The 23,310-nt window shown below is 65.4% G+C and carries 19 protein-coding genes; 5 read left to right on the plus strand and 14 right to left on the minus strand.

Going from position 1 to position 23,310, the window contains the following annotated elements; genetic code table 11:
* Positions 1-67 precede the first annotated feature (67 nt).
* On the minus strand, positions 68-2,515 hold the full coding sequence (locus KPL74_06825; protein ID QWT21714.1) for a hypothetical protein: 2,448 nt from the start codon (positions 2,513-2,515) through the stop codon (positions 68-70).
* A 314-nt stretch (positions 2,516-2,829) separates the two neighbouring features.
* On the opposite strand from KPL74_06825, the gene KPL74_06830 reads away from it, so the two are divergent.
* The 3 genes from KPL74_06830 (at position 2,830) to KPL74_06840 (ending at position 8,223) form a co-directional block, all read left to right on the plus strand.
* The gene (locus tag KPL74_06830) at positions 2,830-4,839 is read left to right on the plus strand and encodes a hypothetical protein (GenBank protein ID QWT21715.1); all 2,010 of its coding nucleotides are present in this window, start codon (positions 2,830-2,832) and stop codon (positions 4,837-4,839) included.
* A 14-nt stretch (positions 4,840-4,853) separates the two neighbouring features.
* Positions 4,854-6,914, plus strand: a complete 2,061-nt coding sequence (locus KPL74_06835; GenBank protein QWT21716.1) for a hypothetical protein — start codon at positions 4,854-4,856, stop codon at positions 6,912-6,914.
* Positions 6,915-6,987: 73 nt separating this feature from the next.
* Positions 6,988-8,223 carry a hypothetical protein gene (locus tag KPL74_06840; GenBank protein QWT21717.1) on the plus strand — a complete coding sequence of 412 codons (1,236 nt, stop codon included), beginning with the start codon at positions 6,988-6,990 and terminating at the stop codon, positions 8,221-8,223.
* A gap of 12 nt (positions 8,224-8,235) precedes the next feature.
* On the opposite strand, the gene KPL74_06845 is transcribed toward KPL74_06840, so the two are convergent.
* The 10 genes from KPL74_06845 to KPL74_06890 are packed head-to-tail and all read right to left on the minus strand — an operon-like array spanning position 8,236 to position 19,630.
* Positions 8,236-9,369, minus strand: coding sequence for a GNAT family N-acetyltransferase (locus KPL74_06845; protein QWT21718.1), 1,134 nt, complete (start codon positions 9,367-9,369; stop codon positions 8,236-8,238).
* On the minus strand, positions 9,366-10,913 hold the full coding sequence (locus tag KPL74_06850) for an oligosaccharide flippase family protein (GenBank protein QWT21719.1): 1,548 nt from the start codon (positions 10,911-10,913) through the stop codon (positions 9,366-9,368). The genes KPL74_06845 and KPL74_06850 overlap by 4 nt, the downstream gene beginning before the upstream one ends.
* Complete coding sequence (locus KPL74_06855; protein ID QWT21720.1) at positions 10,910-12,676, minus strand: hypothetical protein; 1,767 nt, start codon at positions 12,674-12,676, stop codon at positions 10,910-10,912. The genes KPL74_06850 and KPL74_06855 overlap by 4 nt, the downstream gene beginning before the upstream one ends.
* Positions 12,673-13,674: a UDP-glucose 4-epimerase GalE gene (gene galE, locus KPL74_06860; protein ID QWT21721.1), complete on the minus strand. Its 1,002-nt coding sequence runs from the start codon at positions 13,672-13,674 to the stop codon at positions 12,673-12,675. The genes KPL74_06855 and galE overlap by 4 nt, the downstream gene beginning before the upstream one ends.
* Positions 13,671-14,504, minus strand: a complete 834-nt coding sequence (locus tag KPL74_06865; GenBank protein QWT21722.1) for an alpha/beta fold hydrolase — start codon at positions 14,502-14,504, stop codon at positions 13,671-13,673. The genes galE and KPL74_06865 overlap by 4 nt, the downstream gene beginning before the upstream one ends.
* Entirely contained in the window at positions 14,501-15,277 is a 777-nt protein-coding gene (locus KPL74_06870; protein ID QWT21723.1) for an alpha/beta fold hydrolase, read from the minus strand. The genes KPL74_06865 and KPL74_06870 overlap by 4 nt, the downstream gene beginning before the upstream one ends.
* A gap of 2 nt (positions 15,278-15,279) precedes the next feature.
* The gene (locus tag KPL74_06875) at positions 15,280-16,647 is read right to left on the minus strand and encodes an outer membrane beta-barrel protein (GenBank protein ID QWT21724.1); all 1,368 of its coding nucleotides are present in this window, start codon (positions 16,645-16,647) and stop codon (positions 15,280-15,282) included.
* Positions 16,648-16,670: 23 nt separating this feature from the next.
* The gene (locus tag KPL74_06880) at positions 16,671-17,426 is read right to left on the minus strand and encodes a hypothetical protein (protein ID QWT21725.1); all 756 of its coding nucleotides are present in this window, start codon (positions 17,424-17,426) and stop codon (positions 16,671-16,673) included.
* A 9-nt stretch (positions 17,427-17,435) separates the two neighbouring features.
* The gene (locus KPL74_06885) at positions 17,436-18,968 is read right to left on the minus strand and encodes a hypothetical protein (GenBank protein QWT21726.1); all 1,533 of its coding nucleotides are present in this window, start codon (positions 18,966-18,968) and stop codon (positions 17,436-17,438) included.
* A 38-nt stretch (positions 18,969-19,006) separates the two neighbouring features.
* Positions 19,007-19,630: a polysaccharide biosynthesis/export family protein gene (locus KPL74_06890; protein ID QWT21727.1), complete on the minus strand. Its 624-nt coding sequence runs from the start codon at positions 19,628-19,630 to the stop codon at positions 19,007-19,009.
* 154 nt (positions 19,631-19,784) lie between these two features.
* On the opposite strand from KPL74_06890, the gene KPL74_06895 reads away from it, so the two are divergent.
* Positions 19,785-20,525, plus strand: coding sequence for a YdcF family protein (locus tag KPL74_06895; protein QWT21728.1), 741 nt, complete (start codon positions 19,785-19,787; stop codon positions 20,523-20,525).
* Here the strand turns inward: KPL74_06895 and KPL74_06900 are convergent.
* Positions 20,522-20,812, minus strand: a complete 291-nt coding sequence (locus KPL74_06900; GenBank protein QWT21729.1) for an MbcA/ParS/Xre antitoxin family protein — start codon at positions 20,810-20,812, stop codon at positions 20,522-20,524. The genes KPL74_06895 and KPL74_06900 overlap by 4 nt on opposite strands.
* 92 nt (positions 20,813-20,904) lie before the next feature.
* A complete protein-coding gene (locus tag KPL74_06905) occupies positions 20,905-21,219 on the minus strand; it encodes a membrane lipoprotein lipid attachment site-containing protein (protein QWT21730.1) in 315 nt (104 codons plus the stop codon).
* Positions 21,220-21,310: 91 nt separating this feature from the next.
* Between KPL74_06905 and KPL74_06910 the strand changes: the two genes are divergently transcribed.
* Complete coding sequence (locus KPL74_06910; GenBank protein QWT21731.1) at positions 21,311-22,843, plus strand: sodium:proton antiporter; 1,533 nt, start codon at positions 21,311-21,313, stop codon at positions 22,841-22,843.
* Between the two features lie 9 nt (positions 22,844-22,852).
* On the opposite strand, the gene KPL74_06915 is transcribed toward KPL74_06910, so the two are convergent.
* Positions 22,853-23,302: a hypothetical protein gene (locus KPL74_06915; protein ID QWT21732.1), complete on the minus strand. Its 450-nt coding sequence runs from the start codon at positions 23,300-23,302 to the stop codon at positions 22,853-22,855.
* Positions 23,303-23,310 lie beyond the last annotated feature (8 nt).

Raw genomic sequence — 23,310 nt, forward strand, 5'->3', positions numbered from 1 at the left:
GTGTCAAGGGTGCCCTACTGGAAGACGCCTCAGCCGCAATTGGGCCGGGCGTCACCGACCGAATTAATCAAAAAGCAATACGAATTCCCGCGGTCAAGCCAAAGGACCGCATGCCAGCCGCCCCTAAGCCGTGCCGATACTCGGCTTGCGCGTAAAGCAGAGTGTTTCGCCCGACTTGCGCTGAGGCGCCCGTCGACAGCCGATAAGCACTACCGACGCGACCGGAATCGAACGATTCCACCTTGGCCAGTCCATCTCCTCTAATGCTCCATGACGACGCTCCCTTGCGGGCCACCGTCACATCCATAGCAACGAACTGACGTATGGATTCGAAAAGATCACCCGACAATCGTGCGCCAAAGGTGATATCAACGTTCGTCATTGGCCGCATGTCAGCCACCAGACCATCCGTATCGCGCCGTTGACGCGAGTTCAGTCGGCTGATCGTCGTGCCGATGCGAGGCTCCAGGACATACGCGTCTGAGAGGCTAATAGGCCAGCCCATCGCAAGGGACATCGACCCGGTACGGGTAACGATCTTAGCTGCATGCCGCCCGCGCGCCGCAGTATCAACATACCCGACCATTCGCCGGGATCCACCCAAGGCCTCGACCCAGGCTCCATTGCTGTGCAGCCAGGTCAACCACGTCGAGAAACCGTAAGCGTGATACCTCGACATGCTTTTACCGTCCACGGCAAAGGGCGAAACCGTCGTAGACCCGCGATCCCAGCTCCAGCCTGCCCTGAGCGAGGAACTATCGCCGTCCAGCGAAAGGACTGATCCACCGATTTGCATGGCCTCAATGCGCTGATCAAAGCCGTATCCGTACTGCTTGAAGGAGAGGTTCGAACGGTATCTGCCGTGAGCACCGACGTAGTGCGCAAACAGATCTCCGGCAGCAACGCCATCCGCCTGCCCCCGTCGAACCTCGCTGAGGCGTTCCGTCAGACCACCATCGAGGACCCTCCCATAGGCCAGCGCAGCGGCAGGTCCAGAAAGATACTGTGCGACCTGCGGTGCGACGGCAGACCGGGAAACGCCACCATCCCCACCGCTACCCGAAGCACCATCACTCCCAGACTCGCCGCCGGGTCCGCAACCTTCTTTACAGACTGTTTTGGTAGCGAGGCGAAAATCCCAGGCAAGAGGGGTATCGCCCAGGCGGTTCCCCCCTTGATCAACTTCCCCAGGCGAAAAGGGCTTGAGCTCGTACTGGTACGGTCCAACAGCAAGATATTCACCCTCGAGTCGAAAGGAATCCTTCGAAGCATTCCCGCCCACCTGGATGACCGAATATCCTTCATTAGCATCCGCGATGCCGTTGGCATTGGCATCCGTGCTGTGGCCATCACCGACCCAACGAATCAACACCCGCGTCTCGGGCGAAACGACATCGCCCTTGATCAGAAGGGAATCGGCGCCTTGACTAGCCGCGGGCGCTCCGCGGTCATTCCTCACGGCAAGCAAAATACGGCCACCAGACGAAGTGAGGCTCTCACGCAGGATCAGCGCAGATGGCGCCTCGTCCACGCGCCCAATTTCGATCGTACCACCGCGCAGGTCGAGCGAGCGGATACCTGACGTACCCGACGTGTGTATCAAACCGCCGGCATCGACCACCGCCTGGATGGCGCCGTCCACACGCCCCTCCACGACGCCCTTGTTGCGGACCCGGAGGTAGGCGTCAGAGCCACGGTCAGCGAGGACGTCACCACGTAGGTACGACTCACCTATCGAAACACGAGCAATTGCTCGATCCCGAACGTGTATCGCGACGCCTGCTCCGCTCTCAATGGCAACGTTATCCCCTATAACCACGTCTGCATTGATCGTGCGCTCTCCAGATCCTGATATATCAATAGCGGGACCAGTCTGGCTCCGAATCGTAGAAGACTCAATATTGATCTTACTCAAAGTTCCGCTGCCAAACCTAGGCATCGCCTCAATTTTCACGCCAGCCCTTACGCCTTCGACAACGGACCCTGCTGCAACATCAAGCTCCCCATCACGCAGGAGGATTCCGTAAGAATCGGATCCCGTGGCGGTCACTTGCGATCCGTAAAGCGCCAATGTTCCGCCACGAAGCACGTGCGCGCCCGTAGTACCCCCGGAGACGGAACTGTGCGCTAACCGGGCTACTGATCCTGGAAGCACGGGTGAAAAGTACTGATCGCCGTCAACTTCAATCCCATTATTGATCCCGCTGACAGAAGCATCTTGGACAAGAACGGACGAAGCGCCATATGCGCGGATACCGTTATCCACGCCCGAAACAACGGATCCTTGAGTCACCTGCAGCGATGCATCTTGGGTGATCAGTGCAAGTGTTCTCGCCGAAGACGTGATGTGCAAACGCCCTTTTTCGCGAACAAACCACGTTTCCGGTTCCGTATTCGCACCTTCGACAACGAGCCACTTCCCGGGAGCGACCTCGCCTGCCCATGCCGACGGAATGCCGAGTACGAGCCCGACCGCGGCACCGATAGCCGACCTTCTCAAAAAAAATTCTTTCATCCGTTCTTCCGTAAGTTGCGTAGCGCTCACGCGCCCCGGCGCTGGGTGGCATCACCCGTCGTCCAGGTCAACCGCATAAGCAGCGGAATTCGACCACGCCCATCCGGCATGACGTGTAGGGTAAGGACGAAGCTTGGGTAGGCCATCGGCCACTATGCGGTAGTCCCGTCCGACCTCTTACGGTTGTCCTACATGAGTAGTCCTGCGCCTACGTCATCAGTGGACGTATCTGCGCAGAAACAGAGCCGTCCGCTGATTCGCTTCGTGTCGAGCGCGACGTACTGTTCTCCTCCACAACAACGGAGGAAAAAAGCATGACCCACATCGCGAAGCGCCTGCCGACGCAAGAACGCAACGTTGGATTCGAATCGATCATTCGTGCCGGAAGGCTCGGCTTGTCGCGCAGGCCACGCATTGAGGTGGACATCTCAGTCGAGCCATCGATCCCTGAAATGCTCGACGACGGGACGCTCCCAATCGAAGCAATTTCCGACGGGCTGTTGGTGCTGGCTCCGACGGGAGGGGAAGGTGGATTCCTGCCTCGCGCCGGCGACGTTTTCCTCGTCGCGGTCAACGACATCCCTATCGCGGCCACCGCCCAAACCCTGATCGACTCGACCCCCAACCCGATGCAACTGGTTGTCCCCGCGTCCTTCTTCAAGTCTCTCGACGATGGATTTCACACGATTTCCTACATCGTTACCGTGTCTCCAAGCGTCACTGCTCAGTCTTTGCCGGTGAATGTTCTTGTCGACCGCAAACCGAGCGGCGGGTCCTTGCTTCCGCGCATCATCTTCGAGGAACACATCGAACGAGACGGCATTTCCGCTGCCGAACTCGTGTCGCGACCTGACCAATCAATTCCTGTTCGAATTCCTGACTATCGTCACCAGGCCGCTGGCGACGTCATTGAGATCTTCTATTGCTCGCGTAACTCAAGTCTTGCAATTGCGCACCCTCCTATCAACGTCATGACGGATGCGCAGGAGATCACTGCGATGTTCACACTGAGTGACCTGGAGCGCGTCGAGGACGACGGTATTGTCGACTTCTTCTATCGAGTGACGGACAGGGCGCATAACGTATCGGCGCCATCCCCAAGAACACCTGTCCGATCGAACGCGAAGTACGGTCCGCGAGTTATGTACAAGGCAGACGTCAAGCGAGTGGAAGGCAGCGTGGTTCTTGATCACGACATTCGTCCGCAAATGCACATTGCCATTCCTCAGTGCGATCCGCCGTCGCGCGATGGCGACTATGTCGGCTTTTCGATCGGCACGGAACAGTTCATGGCCGGCCCGCTCAAGCTGACCGACTCGGATAAGGGACTGATTGGCGATATTTCTTTGACCTACGCCGATGCGTGGAGTCTGGTTCCGCAGGACGGGAGAATGCCATTCGATGCTCCCATTAATTACGCCCTCATTCGTACCGGAGTGGCGAGCAAGGGGCCTTCAAGTACGGCATCGTTCAACTTCTCGCTCCCAGGAGGACAGGATCCGAACCCTGCGACGCCCGAGAATGAGGCACTCGTCGTCCCGCTACTCCGATCTGCAGGCGGTGAGGACAACGTCATCAAACCAGACGACCTCGGCAATCCGGCCAAAATTATTCTCCAACACGCGACCTCACCAGACACTAGCCTTGGGCTCGTTGATGGTGATCGGGTAACGATGGAAGTAGATACGAAACTGATAAGTCTATCCGTCCTCGTTCGCGGAAATCCATCTCGACTCGAGATCGATGTCCCGCCGGGATACTTGCGGGATTACCGCGGACAGAAAGCACTTTCCTATCAAGTTGAGAGACGCTTAGAAGAAGGCGTATCTATCAATGTGCGTTCTCGTGCACAGAACGTCTCGATTTATTCCCAGGACATGCTACCGGGAGATGGGCTGCCGCTCAGCCCATCGAAGTTCGTTCTCCCTGGCATCGACGAGGTCGGCGGCGCTTCCTACATCCTGTTGTCAGCGCACCTGAGGCATCCGGAAAATAGGATTCGCATCTATTCGTATACGAACATGCTCCCCGGTGATCTGGTCAGCATTGATGTCACCGGCTTCGATGGCGTTGACGGCGGCCAAGAGGTGGGTCGCTTCAGTCTCACATACATGGTGAAGGAAGACGACCTCGAAGCACGAGCAGACATGCTGCGGCCCAAGGATGGAATGCTCGTCTATTTCGATGTGCCCGTTGGAAGCGCTGGTACCTCCCTCTTGCCAATTCGCTATGGACGCGCCGAAACCGTCTACAGCGTGTCCAACAAGGTAGGACGCACCGAGTCTGAAGTTGACCGCGTAATCGTTCGCAATCTCGACAGCTAAAAGGAAATATCGAAATGGATGTTAAAGATCAACGAGCATCGAGTGCGCCTCCGGCGCCCGTTATTCCGGCGCTACACGATGGTGCAATTGACTATTCCGATGTCGGCGTCGATCCCGGCGCGGTGGTCGTAGTGAGTGTTGGACCGTGGCTTGATTTTGCAAGCGGAGACCAGGTCGAGGTGCTCTGGGGCAAGGAAATGACGAGCGTCGCGGCAGTCGTATACTCAAAAGAGCAACAGGCTACCGCACAGGTTCCAGTGCTTGCGCGTCGAATCGTCGAGCTCGGTGAAGGTGTGCACCCTGTGGTGGCCCGAGTCACGGCAGGAAAGAATATCGAGGTCGTGTCGCCGGCCGTCGACGTGCTTGTGAAGTTCAAGGTCCCCGGCGGTGTCCACCCGACACCTGGCAACCCGTATGAGAATGCAGCACTTACGCCGGCCGCGATCAACCCGCCCGAACTGCCGCAAGACCTGTCCTCAGTGAGCGTAGTCCTTGCTCCCTACGAGAATATGAGTGAGGGAGACCGTATTGCGGTGCGCTGGGGCAAGGCATTGATCGGCCGCACCACGATCGAGTCGAGCGAAGTAGGACAGGAGACCTCTGTCCACATTCCCGAAGAGACGATCCGCTCGGAGGGCGGCGGGAGCGTTGCAGTTGCGTACCAGATCCACGATATCGCGGGAAACTGGTCGTGCTGGTCGCGTCCGGTCACGATCACTGTCCCCCTCGACGATCCAGGCGCGCCTCAGTCACCCTGGGTCATCGGCACCGTGGATGATCTGGGCGTCGAGCTCGTGCCGCCGTCTGAAGGTTCCGACGGCGTCACCGTTCGCATTGAGAATCACCCAGGCGTGCCAGGCAGCTTCGTCGTCGCCCACTGGGAAGGAGTAACCAGCGCAGGCAAGTCCATTCACTACGCAGCACCTGCCGTGACGGTGGGTCGCCCCGGCCAGACGATCGACGTGGTTGTCCCGCGGATCCATGTGGACGCGCTAGCCGGCTCCTCTGCCGAGGTCTCGTATGAGATTTCTCTCCCCGTAGGTGACTGGCTGCGCTCGCAGCGGCGAAAGATCGCAGTCCGCGGCGTAGTGAGGCCGTTGCCCCCGCCGCGCGTCGTGGAATCTGTTGAAGATTTGATCGATCCCGCGGCGGCCAATCATGGTCTCCACGTGTCGGTGAGCGCATGGCCTGGGTTCTCAACGGACGATGCGTGCGACCTCGAGTGGGTCGGGACGAAGAAAGACGGTCACCTGACTCATTACCGGGCCCAGCTGTCTGGCGAGGACGTGGGTGTCGACGATGTGCTGGTGTTTACGGTTCCGGCCGACGAGGTGGACAGGCTGGCAGGCGGATCGGTTCGGATCAGGTATGCGATCACCATGCGTGCGCCCGCTCTTCATCGATCCGAAGTTCGGAGCGAACCTGTTGCACGGCAACATTCGCCATGGGTGGGATTCCACGTGCTGGAGGCGTCGGCTCCCTTGAGCATCGACTCAACCCCCGTGGCCCTCTCCGCACTACTCATCCGCCTGGACAAGCCCGTAACCGTGCCCACCGAAGGCAGTTTCCTGACCCGGGTAGCGACGGGTGGCACGCCGCCGTACCGTTACACGGCGTCCAATGCCGCCGTCGACATCGACGAGGCGACCGGGCGCATCGTGTCGGCAAGGATCGGTTCCGCCGTCGTCACGGTCACCGACGCCAAGGGTGCCACGGCGACGTATCCGGTCGAGGTGAGCAACGTGTACCACCTGGTCGACATGGGTGGAGCGACGACGTTCGGGTTCACGGGTAATGCGGCACGTGGCCGTGGCGCACGCGTGCCTTCGCTGAGCGAATGGGATGCCATGCGCGCCGCCTACGGCGGTTCGCCCGAGATCGATCCGGCCCCTGCGTGGACGGCGGACGGTGCCGGCGGCAACCAGCATTACGTGATCTATCCGACGACCGGTGCACGTGAGGCTCGTCGATCCTCGGGCATTGGCCGGATGGATCACGAGCGGAACATCTGGATCCCGATCGGCAAACCCCTTCCCTCAGCGCGTTCCTGGTGCATCACCGCGCTGACGGCTTGAAGCAAGACGGCGCGTCCCAGGCGATGGCACGCGCCGAAACCCACCCTGATAATTTCCAAGGAGAACACCAGCCATGTACGGCCTGGACTACCGCTTGTATACCCCCGTCCCCGCGCCCGTCTTTGCCATGGAGCGAGCTTCCACCCTCGGACCGGAATCCGTTATTGGCAACCCCGGCGACTTCCTGGTCCGTGTCGGCCCATGGTCTGGCTTCGTCGACGGTGACCAGGTGTTCCTCACGATGGGTCGACCGGCCAAGGTGATCGGCATCTACCATTACGTCGCGGAGCGCGATGCCGACCGCGTTTGCCTCTCCATCCCCTCGAACGTGCTTCCCATGCGCGGGCCGCACACCATCGCTGCGCACGTGATGCGCGACGGCAAGCGCTTCGTGTCGGCGCTGCGCTCGATCATGCTTGACATGACGCCCATTGAAGTCGATCCCGAGCTGCTCGCGCCGTGGGTTGAACACGCGAACGGGAACTCGCTCAATCCCAGCGACGGCGCGGGCGGCGTGTGCGTCCGTGTGCCGCCGTGGCCGGACATGGATCCCGCTGACGAATGCGAGTTGCTCTGGCTCGGCATCCCGATCATAGGCTCGCGTAGCTTCGTCAACGAAAAAGCGTTCGCCCGGGAGGCATCCGGCCATGGCGGCGACCTGCGCTTCCCCGTGCCTGCCCACGAAGTGAAGCGCATCGCTGGCGGCTACGCGAGGATCGGCTATCGGGTCACGCGCAAGCGCGCTACCGGCCAGATCCCTGTCGTTGGTGAAAGCGTGCCGACGACCTGCGAATCGGCGTGGCTAGACCTGAGCATCGAACCCTTCAGGCCACAACCCGACATCGTCATCGACGACCTCAACGATGCCAGCGGCGAGCGTTTCGAGGCTATGCAGCGGCCGTTCCTCACCTTCAGCGTCCTGTCCGGCCACTGGTCGATCGGCGGTGGCAAGGGAGCGATGGCGCCCTTCCACGACGGCCGCTTCATTTACACCGCGTCGGCCAATGCGACGATGCGCGTGGACCTCAAACATCCGTGCGAATCGGTGCGGTTCGGGTACGGCGCGGGCGGACCCGGTGCCGCGGGGTCGGTGCTGCACGTGGGGGTGTTCGGGGAAACCGGCGACGAACTCGCCGAAGTCGCCTACTCGACGCCGAAGACGGGCGTCGCCGGGCTCTGGGTCAACCTGCAGGCACGCGAGTTTGGCGCACCCATCGGTGCGATCACCCTGCGCAAGGAGGGCCCCGCGACCAGCCAGGCCGCCACGGCCCTGTTCGACAACTTCACGATGCGTTACTGGCCGGAGTAACCCGCTATGGGCCTACCCACGTTTGCGTGCGCGCATGTCCTCGCGGACGCGATGCAATCCGCGGTACAGCCAGCGGACGGGGGCGTAAACGTGGAAACCCGCCGTGGCCCGGCTGGAGCGGACGACGTAGAGGGAGCCACAGTCCTGCCGGTCGGTCGCGAGCAGTCGCTTGTACTGGTTGTCGCCATAGCCAAAGCTGATCCGCTCGCCGGGAAAGCGATCGAGCAAGGCCTTGATCGCCTGGAACACCGCGACCGAACCGATACCCACTTTGGCGATCTCTTCGTCATAGCCAAGGTCGTCGACCAGGTAGGTGCCGGCGACGCGGTAGCCATGCACGTAGGCCAGCGGCTTGCGGTCGCGCACCACGACGTGGCCGACGATGTGGCCGGCGGCGGCCAGTCGTTCGAACAGGGCAACCCGCAGCGGGTGTTGCCACTGGATGGGCAAGTCGGCGTGGTGCCAGGTGCGTGCATACACCTCATCCATCAGCCGGCAGTATTCGGGCATCGACCCGGGCGTGTCGAAAACGTGCAGCGCGGCATCGCCGCCGAGCTTGCGGTAGGCACGCCCGACGCGCTGGGTCAGGTCGGTACGCCGCTTCTTGTCCATGCTGGCGAGCCATGCCTCCGACGAGGCCTGCGGCTCGATCGTCCACTGGACCTGCTCGAGCAGGTTCGCCGACACCACCCGGAATGCCTCACCCTTGCCCAGCGCGGCCGCGAAGGGATTGGGCAGCACGCTTTCCTGGATACGGATGACCCGCACCCGGTCGTCGCCCTGCAGTTGCCGGACGATGGCCAGTTCGACGGTGGCGCGTTCGTCGTCGCGCGCCACCACGCCCGCACCGAGCAGGCGCAGGGCCTGCCCGCGGTAAACATCCAGCCGGCGACCGGCGAGGTCGAGCCTCGCCGTATGCCGGATGGCCAGCATGGGCGCGTAGCCCGCGAGGCGTCCCGCGTGGTCGCGTACGGCGACGACATACGGCGCGGTGCCGTCGTCGCGGCTCTCCACCTCGTAGGCGATCCAGTCGGGATGCTGGACAACGCCATCGCATCCACCGGGCGACTCCGCCAGCGCAGCCATCTCGTCGCGCGCGGCGCGCAGCGCGTCCAGGGTTCGCAGGATCGAGCAGACGTAGTTCATGGACTGGCCTTGGCCGCCGCGGGCGGCACGATGGCGAGCACGCGCGAGAGCGCACGCCCGGGCGGACCCAGCCGTCGGCTGATGCCCGCCATCAACTGGAGGTCCCCGGCCGACCAGTAACGCACCCAGGCGCTACCCGGCACGTAGATGGCGACGAAGGCTAGGGCACCGAGGATGAAGCCGAGCCGCGACGGCGTCGCCTCGGTGGCGGCCCATGCCGCCAGCGTCGCGACGACGCCAACGCCGAACAGGCGCAGCATGGCCGCCCAGGGCATCCCGCCCTGGGTCGCCTTGCGCAGGTAGTGCACGGCCAGGGCCATCTCGACGATGCGCGTGGCGGCATAGGTACACACGGCACCGGCAAGGCCGAACGGCGGCACCAGCAGCCCGCCGAGCACGGCGTTGGCGACCAGCGCCACCACCGCGATGCGGACGCGATCGTCCTGCCGGTCGACCACCGTCTGGAACGCGGCGATGCCATTGCCGATCAGCAGCAAGCCGCCGAGCACCAGCGTGGCCTCGATCGCCGGGATCGCATCCACGTAGCGCGTGCCGTACATCAGCCGCACGATCTCCGGCGTCGTCACCACGCCGATACCGGCGATCGCGATGCCCACGGCCCAGTAGAACCGCGTGGCTTCGGAAAGGAAGCGCGCCGCCTTCGCCGTGCCGCTCTCGCCGTAGGTCTTGGCCATGTAGGGCAGCAGCGTCGAGGTAAGCCCCACCGAGAACAGCTGCACGGCACCGCGTGTCAGCGTGCCGGCGATGGCGAAGTAACCCACCGCCACCGAGCCGGTGAAGGTGTTGAGCAGGAACACCTCGATGGTGCCGGTGCGGAACGAGCCCATCAGCACCAGCATGGCCGTGAGCTTCAGGTGCCGGTTCACCCGGGTCGTCATCGCCGCGGGCACCACCCCCGGCGCATACGGCCGGCACAGTCGCCGGTACATGATCCGGTTGATCAGGTTGAGCAAGAGGCAGGCGATGGCGAACAGGGCGACGAAGTCGAGCAGGCCCGCATGGGCAAACATCGCGCCGAGCACGAACAGCATGCCGGCGATGCCGCCGATGACGGTCGCGACCGCCTCCGGCTCGAATCGCTCCTGCCCCTTGCCGATCGCGACCAGCATCGCGTAGTTCGCCTTGGCGACCACGGCGACGACGACCAGCAGCATGATCGGCAGCAGCGACTGGTCCCACTCAGCGGGCCGGAAGACCACCGCGACCAACAGGAACAGGCCGATCACCACCAGCGAACTCCAGCCCTGGATGCGCGAGAAACGCGCCGCCAGGCTCGATGCGAGCGCGGGGTCACCCATGCCATCCGCCTCGGCGATGAACTTGGTCGACGAGGTGGTCAACGCATGGTTCGAACAGACGATCAGCCAGCCGCACAGCCACACGGTGAAGGCATACCGGCCGAAATCCGCCGGCCCGAGCGAACGCGCGATCCACACGCTCATCAACAGGCCAAGCGCGTATTCGATGTAGGTCGACACGGTGACGATGCCGACGCTGCGAAGGACGTCGATCCGACGGCTCATGGCGAATGCCCCTCGGCCGACGCACCACGCGACGCCACGGGGTTGGCGCCCGGCTTGAGCCCTGCCCCCGCCGGCTGCGCCATCATCCACTGCGCGACGCCCGCGCCGCGATTATTCCAGTTGAAGCGGCGCAGCGTGTCCGAAATTGCCGCGCACGACGGGCTGTAGGAATGGGCGATCGCCTCGAAGCGTTTTTGCAGCGCCGCGGCACGGGCCGGGTCGGTCTCGAAATAACGCGCTGCGGCCACCGGCAAGCCGAGCTCCACGGTATGCCCGTCGCTATACCAGCCCTCGCTCTCCTGGATCTTCGCGATCGCCGCGGCCGGCGCGTGCGAGGACGACCAGTACCAGGCGATCTGCCCGTCCGGGCCGGAACAATCGTTGCGCCAGTTATGCGGCGAGACCAGCTCCTTCGACGCGATCCAACCGTAGCGTTCGAGGTAACGGCCAAAGTCGACGATCATCGGCGGGATCCGCGCATCGCCGGTCACCAGCCACGCGTGCCATAGGCCGTCGATGATGTTCTCGGACATCCACGGCGAGGCACCGCGTACGTCGTCGGTGCCATGCGGGTCGTTCTCGTGGACGTTCCAGCTGTTCCGCCAGGAACCGTCGTCGCCGAGGCCATCGGGATTCTTGCGCTGGTGGTCGTAGAGCCAGCCCACGCGCTGCTCGACGCGTTCGCGGTCGCGCTTGGCACCCGTGAGTTCGTAGGCAGCGACGGTCTCGATCAGGCCAAGGCCGGCGAGCCGCTCGGTGAAGTAGTCGTTCGGTGCGCGGTACGCGCCGGGCGTGGTGTTCCAGCCACCGCTCGCCCACAGGTCGGCCATCTTCGACACCGTGTCGGCGTCGTGCATGCTGTCGTCGCCGGCGAGGCCCATGGCCAGCAGGATCGGTTCGATGTAGACGTATTTCACGTCGCAGGGCTTTTCGTCGGGCAGCCAGCCACCGGCGCAGGACGGGCTGGCCGGGATGCCGTCGCGCTTGATGCCGGCCATGTACCAGCGATAGCTCTCTTCGGCCGCCGCGAGGTAGTCGGCGCGGCCGGTGCGAACGTAGGCCTTGAACAGGGTCGAGGGCCGGTCGAATAGCCACGCGGTGGTGTCCTTCACCGGCAGCTCGCGGGCCCAGTGGAACTGGGCGTCGACATAGGCGGCGTAGGGTTCGTTCTTGCCGGCGACGCTTTGCGGGCCGGCGATGAGGGAGGCGGTGAGCCAGTCGGGGGTTAGGGTGGCTATGGCGGCTGGGGTGTTTTTTATCAGGCCTTGGGGGTAGGGCCAGGAGGGGGGGCATGGGGGGTTTGAGGGATTTCGGTCGCGCGCGGGCGCGCTCCTACAGGGGCTGACACCGGTGGTGGTGAAGTAGTAGGTGCCTTGGGTGGCGCGGAACTGGGCACGGACGGCGCGGATGCTGCCGTCGCGGAAGTGCCAGGTCAGCATGGGCTTGATCGCCGCGGGGACGTCGTTGCCGTATGCATCGACGATGTGCACGTCGTCCGCGTTTTTCAGCATGCCCGGCGGAAACGGGATACCCACCGACACCGGCAGTGCATCGCCCTGCCCGGCCAACCGCTTGACCTCGATTTTCTGGATCGCCGGTGGCAGGCCATCGGCCGCGGCGGCGTCGGGTCCGATCACCGCGCCCAGGGCCAGCAGGCAGGCGATCAAAAACAGGAAACGCCGGGTCAGTGCACCGGCGGCCTCGCCTGCGTCGCGACCGGCGACGCACGAGCGATGGAAAGCGCGGGCAGCCTTGCGGGTCATGCGACCGAGGCGATCGGTGCCGTCCCGGCGAGCTGGTATTCCCAACTCAGCGCGGTGCGCACGATGAAGTCGAGGTCGTCGTAACGCGGTTCCCAACCCAGCACCTGGCGGAGCTTGTCGCTTCGGGCGATCAGCATGGGGATGTCACCCTGGCGACGCGGCAGCTCCACGACATTCAACGCGTGGCCGCCCACGCGTGTCACGGCGTCCACGACTTCGCGGACGCTGTATCCGTGGCCGTAGCCACAGTTGAGGGTCAGCGACGCCCCGCCCTCGCGCAGGTGGTCCAGCGCGCGCAGGTGCGCCGCGGCCAGGTCGTCGACATGGATGTAGTCGCGCACGCCGGTGCCGTCGGGCGTGTCGTAGTCGGTGCCGTAGATCGAGATGCAATGGCGCTTGCCCACCGCATGCTCGCAGGCCACCTTGATCAACAGGGTTGCCTGCGGCGTGGAATGACCGATGCGCCCTTCCGGATCGCAGCCGGCGACGTTGAAATAGCGCAGGATCACGTGGCGCATCGCGCCCGTCGACGACCAGTCGCGCAGCATCGTCTCCGACATCAGCTTGGATGTGCCGTAGGGATTGATCGGCCGCGTGGCGGTGTTTTCGTCGGCGATGCCGTCATCGGTGGTGCCGTACACCGCCGCCGTGGAGGAAAAGATGAACTTGTCCACGCCAGCCGCCGCGCACGAGGCGAGCAGGTTGCGCGTGTTGCAGGTGTTGTTGCCGTAGTACTTCAAGGGGTCGCTGACCGACTCGGGAACCACCGTATGCGCCGCGAAGTGCAGCACCGCGTCGACGCGGTAGGTCTCCAGCGTGCGCGCCACAAGATCGCAATCGCCGACGTTGCCTTCGACGAAGGCGGCGCCGCGCACCGCTTCGCGGAAGCCAGTGGAGAGGTTATCGATCACCACGACGCGCTCACCGCGCGCCACCAGTTGTTGCACCGTGTGGCTACCGATGTAGCCAGCGCCACCCGTGACCAGGACCGTACTCATGCGTGCCTCCCCGTGGCGGGCGGGAAATTGCGTGCCAGCCAGCCGCCGATGCCATCGACGAGCCGCGCGCGGTCGCCGGTAAGGATGTAGGTGTGGTCGGTTTCCGCGCGATAGCTCGTGGTCACGGCGGGGTGGTCCATCACCTTGCCGAAGCATTCGCGGAACTGACGCGAGTGGTTGAAGCAATAACTGATGCCGCCCGAGTACACGAGGTAGAGCTTCACGCCGCGACCGACCATGCCGGTGAAATCGGCGATGACTTCCTCGCGCGGCGCGGGCGCCACGGAAAAGACGGGTTCGGACGCGGGCTTGTCGCTGCCACCGCCGCCCGGGCGATGGCGCAGGAAGCGTGCCCAGCGCGCGGGGTCGAACATGCGTGGCAGGTAGTGCCGCAGCTTGTAACCCAGCGTGCGGTACGCATAGCCGTCGAGGAACACGGCACCGCTGACCCTCGGGTCGCTGGCCGCCACGGTATGCGCGTTCTGCGCCCCCGAGCAGAGGCCGACCAGGACGAAGCGTTCGCAGCCGGCGCGCTCGGCCAGCAGCTTCATGGCGTCGTCCACGTCGGCACAGACCTGCTGCGTACGGGTCAGGCCGCCGCCGCTGGCGCCGCTGTCACCCAGCGTGGAAAGGTCGAAGCGCAGGGTCGGATAGCCCGCGGCATTCAGCTGCCGGGTCAGTTCGACATGCAGGCGGAACGGGCCGATGCGATGGACCAGGCCGGCGTTGAGGACAATGACACCGGTCTCGCCGGTGGCTTCCTCGGGCACGCCAGCAATGCCGACGAGGTGGCGGGCACGACCGAAACGGAAGGCTTCTTCACGCATCATGCGTCCTCCGCCAGGCGGCCGCTGACGGCCTGGATCAAGGGGTGCGACAGGATCGCGCTCTCCAGCCGGCGCAGGTCGGTCCACGGGGTCGGCGGCGAGATCGGCGACACCTTGCCGCGCCGGGCGACCAGGCTTTCCCAATCGGGGCGGGCAGACGAGGGCGACGAATCCAGCACAAGGGTCGGCACGCTAGCTGGCGCGACGCGCAGCGCGGCGATCTGCTTGCGCAGGCTGCCGCCGATGTCGAAGCCGAGCCACTGTTCCGCGACGTCGGCATGCGCGCGCGGCTGGTTGAATCGATCGCCGTCTTCGCGCAAGGCCGCCTGCATGGCGTCGAGCGCGGCGACGTAGTCATGCCCGTCCAGCACGGGATCCCATGCGATGACCTCGGCGAAGCGCGCACGATCGGCCGCGGCCAGGGCGATGCTGCCACCCAGCCGGGCACCGAAGGCGATCACCCGATCGACGCCGGCACGCGAGCGCAGTTCGCCCGCGGCGGTGATCGCGTCGCCCACGCAACGGTTCCAGTCCACCTCGGCGCTGTCGCCGGCGGAATCGCCGGTGCCGTGGTAGTCGAAGCGCAGCACGGCGAGCCCCTGCGCTGCGAGTGCCTGGGCCAGCTGGCGATACAACCGGTGGCAACGGATCAGCTCCTGGCCCAGCGGTGGGCACATCAGCACCGCACGCCGCGGCGGCGTGGCCGGCGCGTGGTACATGCCGAACAGCCCGCCATCCACGCCGAAGAAGAACGGCATTTCGGGATCGTGTCGCATCCTCACCTCCGGTACACCACGCCGATGAAGAACTGGGATTCGCGGTAGCTCTGGCCGACCGCATCGCTGTTGCGACGCTCGCGCGCCACGGCGGCGTGCCAGCTCCAGTGCCGGTTCCATTGCTGGCCGAGGTCGATGCCCAGGCGCGCCGTGTTGTCATGGCGCCCGATGGTGTCGTAGCTCAGCTTGTCGTAGGTGCCGAAGCCCGACAGCGTCAGGGTCGGGCTCAGCCGATAACCGACGCCGACGCTGAGGCCCTTGCCGGTCTGGTTGAACGTGCCGTCGTCGATGTAGCGCAGGCGGTTCCAGGCGGGCGACACGGTGATGTTCAACCGCTCGCTCTTCCAGTTCCAGGTCGCCTCGAAACGCTTTTCCTTGTACACGTCCGAACCGATCACGGCGCTGCCGATGCCGATCCCGGACAGGCTGCCGCTACCGAGTCCGCCGGTGTTGGCGAACGGATCCAGCGCCTGGGTCCGGTCGGCGTTATCGGTCGGGCCCAGGCCGTAGACGGATGGCGAGGTCAGCATGTCGCTGGCCGCGTCGGCGTACTGGTAGGTGCCAGCGATGGCCAGCGAATTGCGCAGGGTCGGCTGCCAGCCGAGCTGCATGCGGACCAGCGGCGAGTTTTCGCTCTTGCCTTCGTGGAACTCCAGCCGCGTGCCGCCGACCATGATGTTCGCGTCGACATGCGCCAGCTGGCTGGTGTAGCGCAGGTAGGCTTCCTCGCGGTTGTAGTCCGCGGTGCTCGGCTGGTTATCGAAATTGATGTGCTGGTATTCGACATTGCCCGAGATGGTGTCGGTCGGGGTCAGGTCGCGGAACAGGCGCAGGGCGACCATGCCGCGCTTGGAATCGAATTCGTCCACCCGCGAGGCGTAGCTGTTGATGAAGCGCACTTCCGCCTGGCCCCGCGTCGAATCGCCGAAACGCAGGTGCAGCGTCGGCCCCAGCGCCAGCACGTTGGTCTGCTGCTGGTTGCCTGGCGCATCGGCCGAGAGCTGGTCCACCGGCTGCACGCCGGCATAGTCCTCGACGGAGAAGTCGAGGCGGTCGGGCATCACGGTCCAGTTCGCCTGGCCCGCGATCTGGGTCTGGGTCTGCGGGTCGAAATGGTTTTCCAGGTAGCGGCGGTACTCGAAGGTGCCGAGCACGTTGGCCTGGAAGGTCGAGCCCAGCTGGTTGTACTGGAAGGTGGCACCCGGCGACAGCACGTTCTCGCTGACCGGGTTGTCCGAGGACAGCGTGATGTTGTTGCTGTGCTCCAGTCCGGCATACAGCGAGTAATCCAGCGTGCCCGCCATGCTCATCGCGGGCACGCTTGTCAGGCCAAGCACGACGGCCTGGGCGAGGCGCTTTACTGCCGGCATGTTCCCTCCCCTGGAGCCGTGGCTCACGGTGACTCGTTGAACACCACGCCCGCCAGCTTGGCGGGATCGAAATTCGCAACGGCCTGGTTGATCGCAGCAGGTGAGTCGCGGCCGTAGCCGGCCACCAACACCACGAAATCGGCGAGGTCGGACAGGATGCGTGCATCCGGCGCGCCCTTCACGGGCGGGCCGTCGAGGAACAGGTAGCGATCCGGGTAGCGGCAACGCAGCGAATCGAGCACCGCGCGCATGCGGAACGACGAGAAGTATTCGCTGCTGTTCTCGCGCGACTTGCCGGCCGGGATCATGCGCAGCCGCGGCACGCCGGTCTGGTACATGATCGAGGCGATGCCGCGCGAGGGATGTTCGAGGAAGTCGACCAGGCCACCGGTAGTCGGCTCGACGCCCATCGCCTTGTGCTGGTTCGGGTAACGCAGGTTGCAGTCGATCAACAGGCTGGTCTTGGATTCGTCGAAAGCGAACGCGGTGGCTAGGTTGCGCGAGACGAAGCTGCCGCCCGATCGCGGGCTCACGGCCGCCACCAGGGTGATGAAGTTGCTGTCGCCGCCCATCTCGAGCAGGCGCGTGCGGATGCCGCGAAAGGCGTCGGACTGCTGGCGGACGGACTCTTCGCGATGGATGAGCCGCTTACGCTCGCAGTCGATCGGCGCCAGCGTGCCGGTCTCCTCGCGCATCCGCGCGATCGAGTGGTTCGGCGTCGCCTGGGATTCGTGGTGCGTGGCGACCACGTCGCCCAGCTCGATGTTGTTCACGGCCATGTCTCGTCCTCAGCCCTTCAGGCGCAGCCAGATCACAAGGAGGTAAACCATGCCGACCCCGAACACGATCGTGGCCAGCATCATGTTCTGCAGGTGGCTGCGGCGACGGTCGCGCGGGGTGGGATAGAACGGGATGGACGCGAGCACCGGGAAGCCGGTGGCACGCTCCAGCTGGGCCACCGAACGCACGCGCGGATCGAAGCGGGCGACCATGAACAGCAGGCCCAGCGGCACGGCCACGGCGAGCGCAAGCCCGGCCAGGCCAAAGTGCATGAAGCGCAGGCCCGACGGCACCAGCGGCATCACCGCCGGGTTCTGCACCAGGAAGGTCAGGCCGCGCTGCTCGGCGTCCAGGTTCATCGACACGCGGGCGTTCTCGCGGCGCTTCAGCAGGTCCTGGTAGACGTCGCGATTTACGTTGTAGTCGCGGGTGAGCTCGGCCACCACGTTCTCGGAATTGGCGATGCGCTTGCTGCGCTCCAGCTCCGAGGCGAGCATCGATTCACTGGCGCTGACCCGCGCGGCGCTCGCCGCGGCATCGCCACGCGTCTGCACCAGCTGGATGCGCATCTGCTGGTAAACCGGGTTCATCGCGATGTTGTGGTCCACCGGCGTGCCGCTGCCGAGCGCGCGCTGCGCATCCGACGAGGCCATCTGCTTGCGCACGTCTTCGATCTGGTGGCGCAGGCGGATCACGTCCGGGTAGTCATCGGTGTAGTTGAGCAGCAGCTTGTCGAGCTGGCCCTGCAGGTCGGCCAGCTGGGTCTGGTAGACGCCGCCGACGGTCTGCACCGCGTTGACTTCGGATTCGCCGTTGAGCTGGGACGAGATGGCCGAGGCCTGCGACAGCTTCTGCATGTAGTCCATGCGGTTGCTTTCGATCTGCGTGCGCAGCTGGCTGATCCGCGAATTGGTGTCGACTTCGCTGCCGGGGCGCGCATCCGCATTGGCTTCACGGTAGGCCTTGAGCTTGTCTTCGGCGTCGGTGAGCTTGCTGCGATACGCCTCGACCTGGCTGTTGATGAATTCATACGCCTCGCGGCTCTCGCGCTGCTTGGAGGCCAGGCTCTCGCTGATGAACAGTTCGCCGAACGCACGCGTCACCGCGAAGGCGCGGCGCGGGTCGGAGTCGAAATAGGTGATGGTGATGAGGTTGTCGCGGGTGTTGATGATCTTCGTCCGCGACTTGATGCCCTCGACGAGCTTGTCGCGTTCGATCGGCGAGGGGTTGGACGCGGTCCAGCCACCCGTGGCCAGCACCTGGTCGAGCACTGGCTGGCTGAAGATCACGTCGCGGGCGATGCCGGCGCGGTTCTTGGTGCCGGTGGCGGAGGCGGCGCCTTCCATCAGCGGGGTGATGATGCTGGACTCCTGGGCCAGGATCGTCACCGACGCCTCGTACTTCTTCGGCCACAGCATGCCCACGACCAGCGCGACCAGCGCGATCGCGGCGAACACCAGGCCCATGGTGATGCGGCGCCTGCGCGCCTCGCCCACCAGCGCGGGAAGCATCCCCGCAAACGGTACGACTTCCGAACTCATCGACATAACCCCTTGCCACCGGCAGCGCCGGCGGTCGGTCAGAAAGCGCGTTGCGGAACGGTGATGACGTCGCCCGGCTGCACCGGGTAGTTGTTGCCGAGGTCACCCTGCTGCAGGATCTTTTCCAGGTGCACGGAGTACGCCTGGGTGTCGCCCTTCGCGTCGTGCCGATACAGCTCGGTGCGATCCGGTGCGGCGAATTCCGTGGTGCCGCCCGCGGCGAGCACGGCGTCGAGCACGGTCATGCCCTGCCGGTACGGGATCGAGATCGGGCTGCGCACCGCGCCGGTGACACGCACGCGGGAGAGGTATTCGTGGCTGCGCAGGGCGGTGAGGATCACGGCCACCTGCGGGTCACGGATGTACTGGGCAAGCTTCTGCTGGATCTCGGCGCCGACCTGGTCGGTGCTGCGGCCACCGGCGGCGACGTCGCCGACCAGCGGCACCGTGATCTTTCCGTCCGGCCGGACCGGCACGCTCACGCTGAGGTCCGGGTTGTGCCAGACGGTGATCTGCAGCTGGTCATCCACCCCGATCAGGTAGGACGGCACGACGGGACTTTCCGCGTCGGCCTTCGGCGGTGGCAGCGAGCTTCCACCCGTGGCGCAGGCGGCCAGTTGCACGGCTGCGATAAGTACGGCGATGCGATTCCAACGCTTCATGATGTCCATCCGCCCCTGTGGCTTCACGGTCGGTATGGTCACTTCAAAGGGTGGTCGCGTACATTCAACAGCCCGCCTATGCCATTCGACCGACGGTGCGGATTCGCGATCTGCGCGATGATCAATGCCCCCCGCGCATGCGGCGAAGGGACGAATGGCTGGGCCTGTGGACATGCTTTCGCACCTGCTGCATCCCGCGGTGCAGGCGCTGCTGGTCGGGTTGCTGGCCGTGCTTTGCGTGGTGGCCCGCCGGCCGCGCGCGGCGCTTGCCGCCGGCCTGTTCGCCATCGCATGGGTCTGGGTCGCATCCTCGCCCGCGGTCGCCCTGCACCTGCGCCAGGGGCTGGTCACGCCCGCTAGCCCAGCGCCAGCGCGGGCCGACGCCATCGTGGTGCTCGGCGGCGGCAAGCTGCCGGACGGACCGTGGGCGCTGGCCGGCAGTCGCGCAGGCACCGGGCTGGGGCTGTGGCGCGAAGGCTATGCGCCGATCCTGCTGGTGTCGGGCAGCGACCAGGCCCGCACACTGGCAGCGGGTTACACGATCTCGGGCGTACCGCCGGCCGACCTGCGGATCGAAGCGAAAAGCCGCAACACGCATGAGAACGCGCTCAATACGGCCGCACTGCTGCGTGCCGATGGGCGCAGCGCGATCCTGCTGGTGACCTCGCCGATCCATATGCGCCGGGCGGCGGCGTCGTTTCGGCACGAAGGCATCCAGGTGTCCGCGGTGCCAGCGGCCGACGACGACCGCGTCCTGCTGACCGATGCCGCTGGCTGGTTACCGCGGCGCGAAGCCCTGACCCTGACCGCGCGCTGCCTGCGCGAGTACGTGGCGCTGTGGGTCTATGGCCACCGTGGCTGGATCCGGCAGCCCGATGGCCACGGGCAGGCCTAGAGCGCGGCGACCATCCCGAGCTGCTTGTAGACGACATGGTCCCAGACCGCGTCGATATCGCCTTCGGCGAGCATGTCGCAGGCGCTGCGCCCGGCGAAGGCGCGTTGCGGCATCACCAGCCAGCGTGCCGCGCGCTGGCGGTCGCCTGTGCAGCTCAGCACCAGCTGGGCCAGCGGCGGATGGGTGGTTTCCAGGGCGTCCAGCGTACGGCCGATGGCGGCTTCGCGCGCGTCATGCAGGCGGGTCAGTTCGGTGGACAGTTCGGCAAAGCTGGGCGGCTGTGGCATGGCGGAAGGCTTCCGGTGGACCGTTAGGGAAAACCTAGTCCCCGGCGTCCGGGTCATGCTTGTACGGGCTTCCTGCACCACCCACGGGGTTGCTATGGATCGCCCGTCTCGATCTGCAGGGTGGTCTTGCTGTCGCGCCGGACCAGGCCCGGGCCGAACTGGGTGACCTTCCCGTCCTGCAGCACAACGGTGTAGTCCTTATGGGAGAACGAGAAGCGGCTGGGCCGGCGCTCGAGCCAGCTCATCACCTCGAAACCGATGATGCTGCGATCGGAGTCGGGAGGGCCCAGGCGGTCCAGCACGGCTTCGCGGCTGGCACCGACTTCGAGCCGGGAGACTTTCGCGGCCATGCCCTGGCAACCGGCCAGCCCGGCCGCGAGAACGGCTACGACGATAAATCGTTTCATCCCAACCCCGCGTGGAAGGTACCGCTGGATGGTAACCCACGCTCGCAAAACGATGCGACATTAAGGGGGTCGATACCCGGGGGACCCCACCATGGCACTGTTCGAAGGCATGATCCTGCTGTCCCTGCTGGCGGTCGTGCTGCTGCGGGTGACCCGCGCCCTCGCCTTGCCCTACCCGACCGTGCTGGCGGCGGCCGGCACCCTGGTGGCCGCGCTGCCGTGGGCGCCGCATATCGGCATCGATCCGCACCTGGCCCTGGTGCTGTTCATCGCGCCGGTGCTGCTCGACGCCGGCTTCGACATGCCGCCGCGGACCGTGCGCCGGTTCTGGGTGCCGACGGTGTCGCTGGCCGCGGTCGCCGTGGTCCTGACCACGGCGGCGGTGGCGTGGCTCGGGGTCGCCTGGGGCGGCATGTCGCTGGCGGTTGCCGTGGCCCTGGGCGCGATCGTCTCGCCACCGGATGCCGGCGCCGCCACGGCGATGCTGTCGCGCCTGAACCTCCCGCGCCGCACGGTGCAGGTGCTCACCGCCGAAAGCCTGCTCAACGACGCCACCGCCCTGCTGATCTTCGGCGTGGCGGTGCGCACGGCGCTGGCGCCCGACGGCCTGGCCCAGACCCTGCCCCTGCTCCTGCTCGCCGTGCCCGGCGGCCTGGCGCTGGGCTGGATCCTCGGCCGGCTGTTCGTCTACCTGTCGCGCGAGCTGCGCGGGACGCTGAGCGCCACGCTCTCGCAGTTCGCCGCGGTGTTCGGCATCTGGCTGGTCGCGGAATACCTGCATGTCTCCGCGATCCTCTGCGTGGTCGCCTTCGCCATGACCATCGCCCATGTGCTTCCGGGCGAAACGCCGCCGCGCGACCGCTTGCACGCGTACTCGGTGTGGGCGGCGGTGGTGTTCATCTCCAACGTCATCGCCTTCCTGCTCGTGGGCCTGCAGGCGCGGACGATCGTCGAACGCATGCCGGGCCCGGCGCTTGGCCATGCGCTCTGGTTCGCCCTCGCCGCACTGGGCGTCTGCATCGGCGTGCGCTTCGCCTGGGTGATGGTCTACAACTGGCTGCTGCGCCGGTTCCGCACCAGCCAGCCGAACCCCACGCCGCAGCAAGGCCTGGTGGTGGCCTGGTGCGGCATGCGCGGCCTGGTCACCCTCGCCACGGCGCTCGGCCTGCCGGATGCCTTCCCGCAACGCGACCTCATCGTCCTCACCGCGTTCGCCGTCACCGTCGGCACGCTGGTGTTCCAGGGCACGACGCTGGCGTGGCTGGTGCGCTTCCTGAAATTCAGTCGCGACACCACGCTGCGCGACGACGCCTCGAAGGTGCGCCTGCATTTGCTCGATGCCGCCGAGGCGACGCTCGACGGCGAGAACGATGACGTTGCGCGCCGCGTCCACGAGTACTACGCCGATGCGCGCCACGAAGCGGAAGCGGGCCGCAGCCCGATCGCCGGTACGCGCATGGCCGAATTGAAGCGCAAGGGCCTGCAGGCGAAGCGAAAGCTGCTGCTGGAGATGCGCGCAAAAGGCGAGATCGAAGACGACGTATTCCATTTGCTCGAGAACGAGCTGGACTGGTCGGAGCTTGCCGTGACCAACCCCGACGATCGGGAGATCGTCGAGGGTTGAGCGCGCTCGTCAGTGGACGGTCGACGGAACCGCGGGTGCCTGGCCGACCGGCTTGCCGTGCGGATCGACGACGTGGCCGTTTGCATCGGTGTCGTGGTTGGCCGCGTTGCGGACGCGGTTGGTCACGCCGGCCGGTGATTGCACACCCGTGGCCGGCTGGACCGGAGCAAGGCCGCGTTCGGTCGCACCGGCGTCGGACGCTGGCTGCACCGGCACCGATGCGCCGTTACCGTGCACGGGCGCGGACGCCGGGTTTGCCTGCATCGACGACGGCGGCGTCGCGGGCATGGGCGCTGCCGGCATTGGTGCGGGCGTGGCGGCAGGCGTCGGTGCGGCCGGCATGGCGGACGGTGCGGTGGCCTGTGCCTTCGGTTTCGCGGGCACGTTGCCCGGCGGAGGCGCCTGCGCCGCGACCGAAGTAGCGACGGCAAGCGCGGCAAGTGCGATCAGGTAACGCATGGCAACTC

Source organism: Bacillus sp. NP157 (assembly GCA_018889975.1).
GTDB lineage: Bacteria > Pseudomonadota > Gammaproteobacteria > Xanthomonadales > Rhodanobacteraceae > Luteibacter.

Coding starts and splice junctions, on each gene's coding strand:
- KPL74_06825 (QWT21714.1), bottom strand. CDS start 2,515: ATGAAAGAATTTTTTTTGAGAAGGTCGGCTATCGGTGCCGCGGTCGGG.
- KPL74_06830 (QWT21715.1), top strand. CDS start 2,830: ATGACCCACATCGCGAAGCGCCTGCCGACGCAAGAACGCAACGTTGGA.
- KPL74_06835 (QWT21716.1), top strand. CDS start 4,854: ATGGATGTTAAAGATCAACGAGCATCGAGTGCGCCTCCGGCGCCCGTT.
- KPL74_06840 (QWT21717.1), top strand. CDS start 6,988: ATGTACGGCCTGGACTACCGCTTGTATACCCCCGTCCCCGCGCCCGTC.
- KPL74_06845 (QWT21718.1), bottom strand. CDS start 9,369: ATGAACTACGTCTGCTCGATCCTGCGAACCCTGGACGCGCTGCGCGCC.
- KPL74_06850 (QWT21719.1), bottom strand. CDS start 10,913: ATGAGCCGTCGGATCGACGTCCTTCGCAGCGTCGGCATCGTCACCGTG.
- KPL74_06855 (QWT21720.1), bottom strand. CDS start 12,676: ATGACCCGCAAGGCTGCCCGCGCTTTCCATCGCTCGTGCGTCGCCGGT.
- galE (QWT21721.1), bottom strand. CDS start 13,674: ATGAGTACGGTCCTGGTCACGGGTGGCGCTGGCTACATCGGTAGCCAC.
- KPL74_06865 (QWT21722.1), bottom strand. CDS start 14,504: ATGATGCGTGAAGAAGCCTTCCGTTTCGGTCGTGCCCGCCACCTCGTC.
- KPL74_06870 (QWT21723.1), bottom strand. CDS start 15,277: ATGCGACACGATCCCGAAATGCCGTTCTTCTTCGGCGTGGATGGCGGG.
- KPL74_06875 (QWT21724.1), bottom strand. CDS start 16,647: ATGCCGGCAGTAAAGCGCCTCGCCCAGGCCGTCGTGCTTGGCCTGACA.
- KPL74_06880 (QWT21725.1), bottom strand. CDS start 17,426: ATGGCCGTGAACAACATCGAGCTGGGCGACGTGGTCGCCACGCACCAC.
- KPL74_06885 (QWT21726.1), bottom strand. CDS start 18,968: ATGAGTTCGGAAGTCGTACCGTTTGCGGGGATGCTTCCCGCGCTGGTG.
- KPL74_06890 (QWT21727.1), bottom strand. CDS start 19,630: ATGAAGCGTTGGAATCGCATCGCCGTACTTATCGCAGCCGTGCAACTG.
- KPL74_06895 (QWT21728.1), top strand. CDS start 19,785: ATGGCTGGGCCTGTGGACATGCTTTCGCACCTGCTGCATCCCGCGGTG.
- KPL74_06900 (QWT21729.1), bottom strand. CDS start 20,812: ATGCCACAGCCGCCCAGCTTTGCCGAACTGTCCACCGAACTGACCCGC.
- KPL74_06905 (QWT21730.1), bottom strand. CDS start 21,219: ATGAAACGATTTATCGTCGTAGCCGTTCTCGCGGCCGGGCTGGCCGGT.
- KPL74_06910 (QWT21731.1), top strand. CDS start 21,311: ATGGCACTGTTCGAAGGCATGATCCTGCTGTCCCTGCTGGCGGTCGTG.
- KPL74_06915 (QWT21732.1), bottom strand. CDS start 23,302: ATGCGTTACCTGATCGCACTTGCCGCGCTTGCCGTCGCTACTTCGGTC.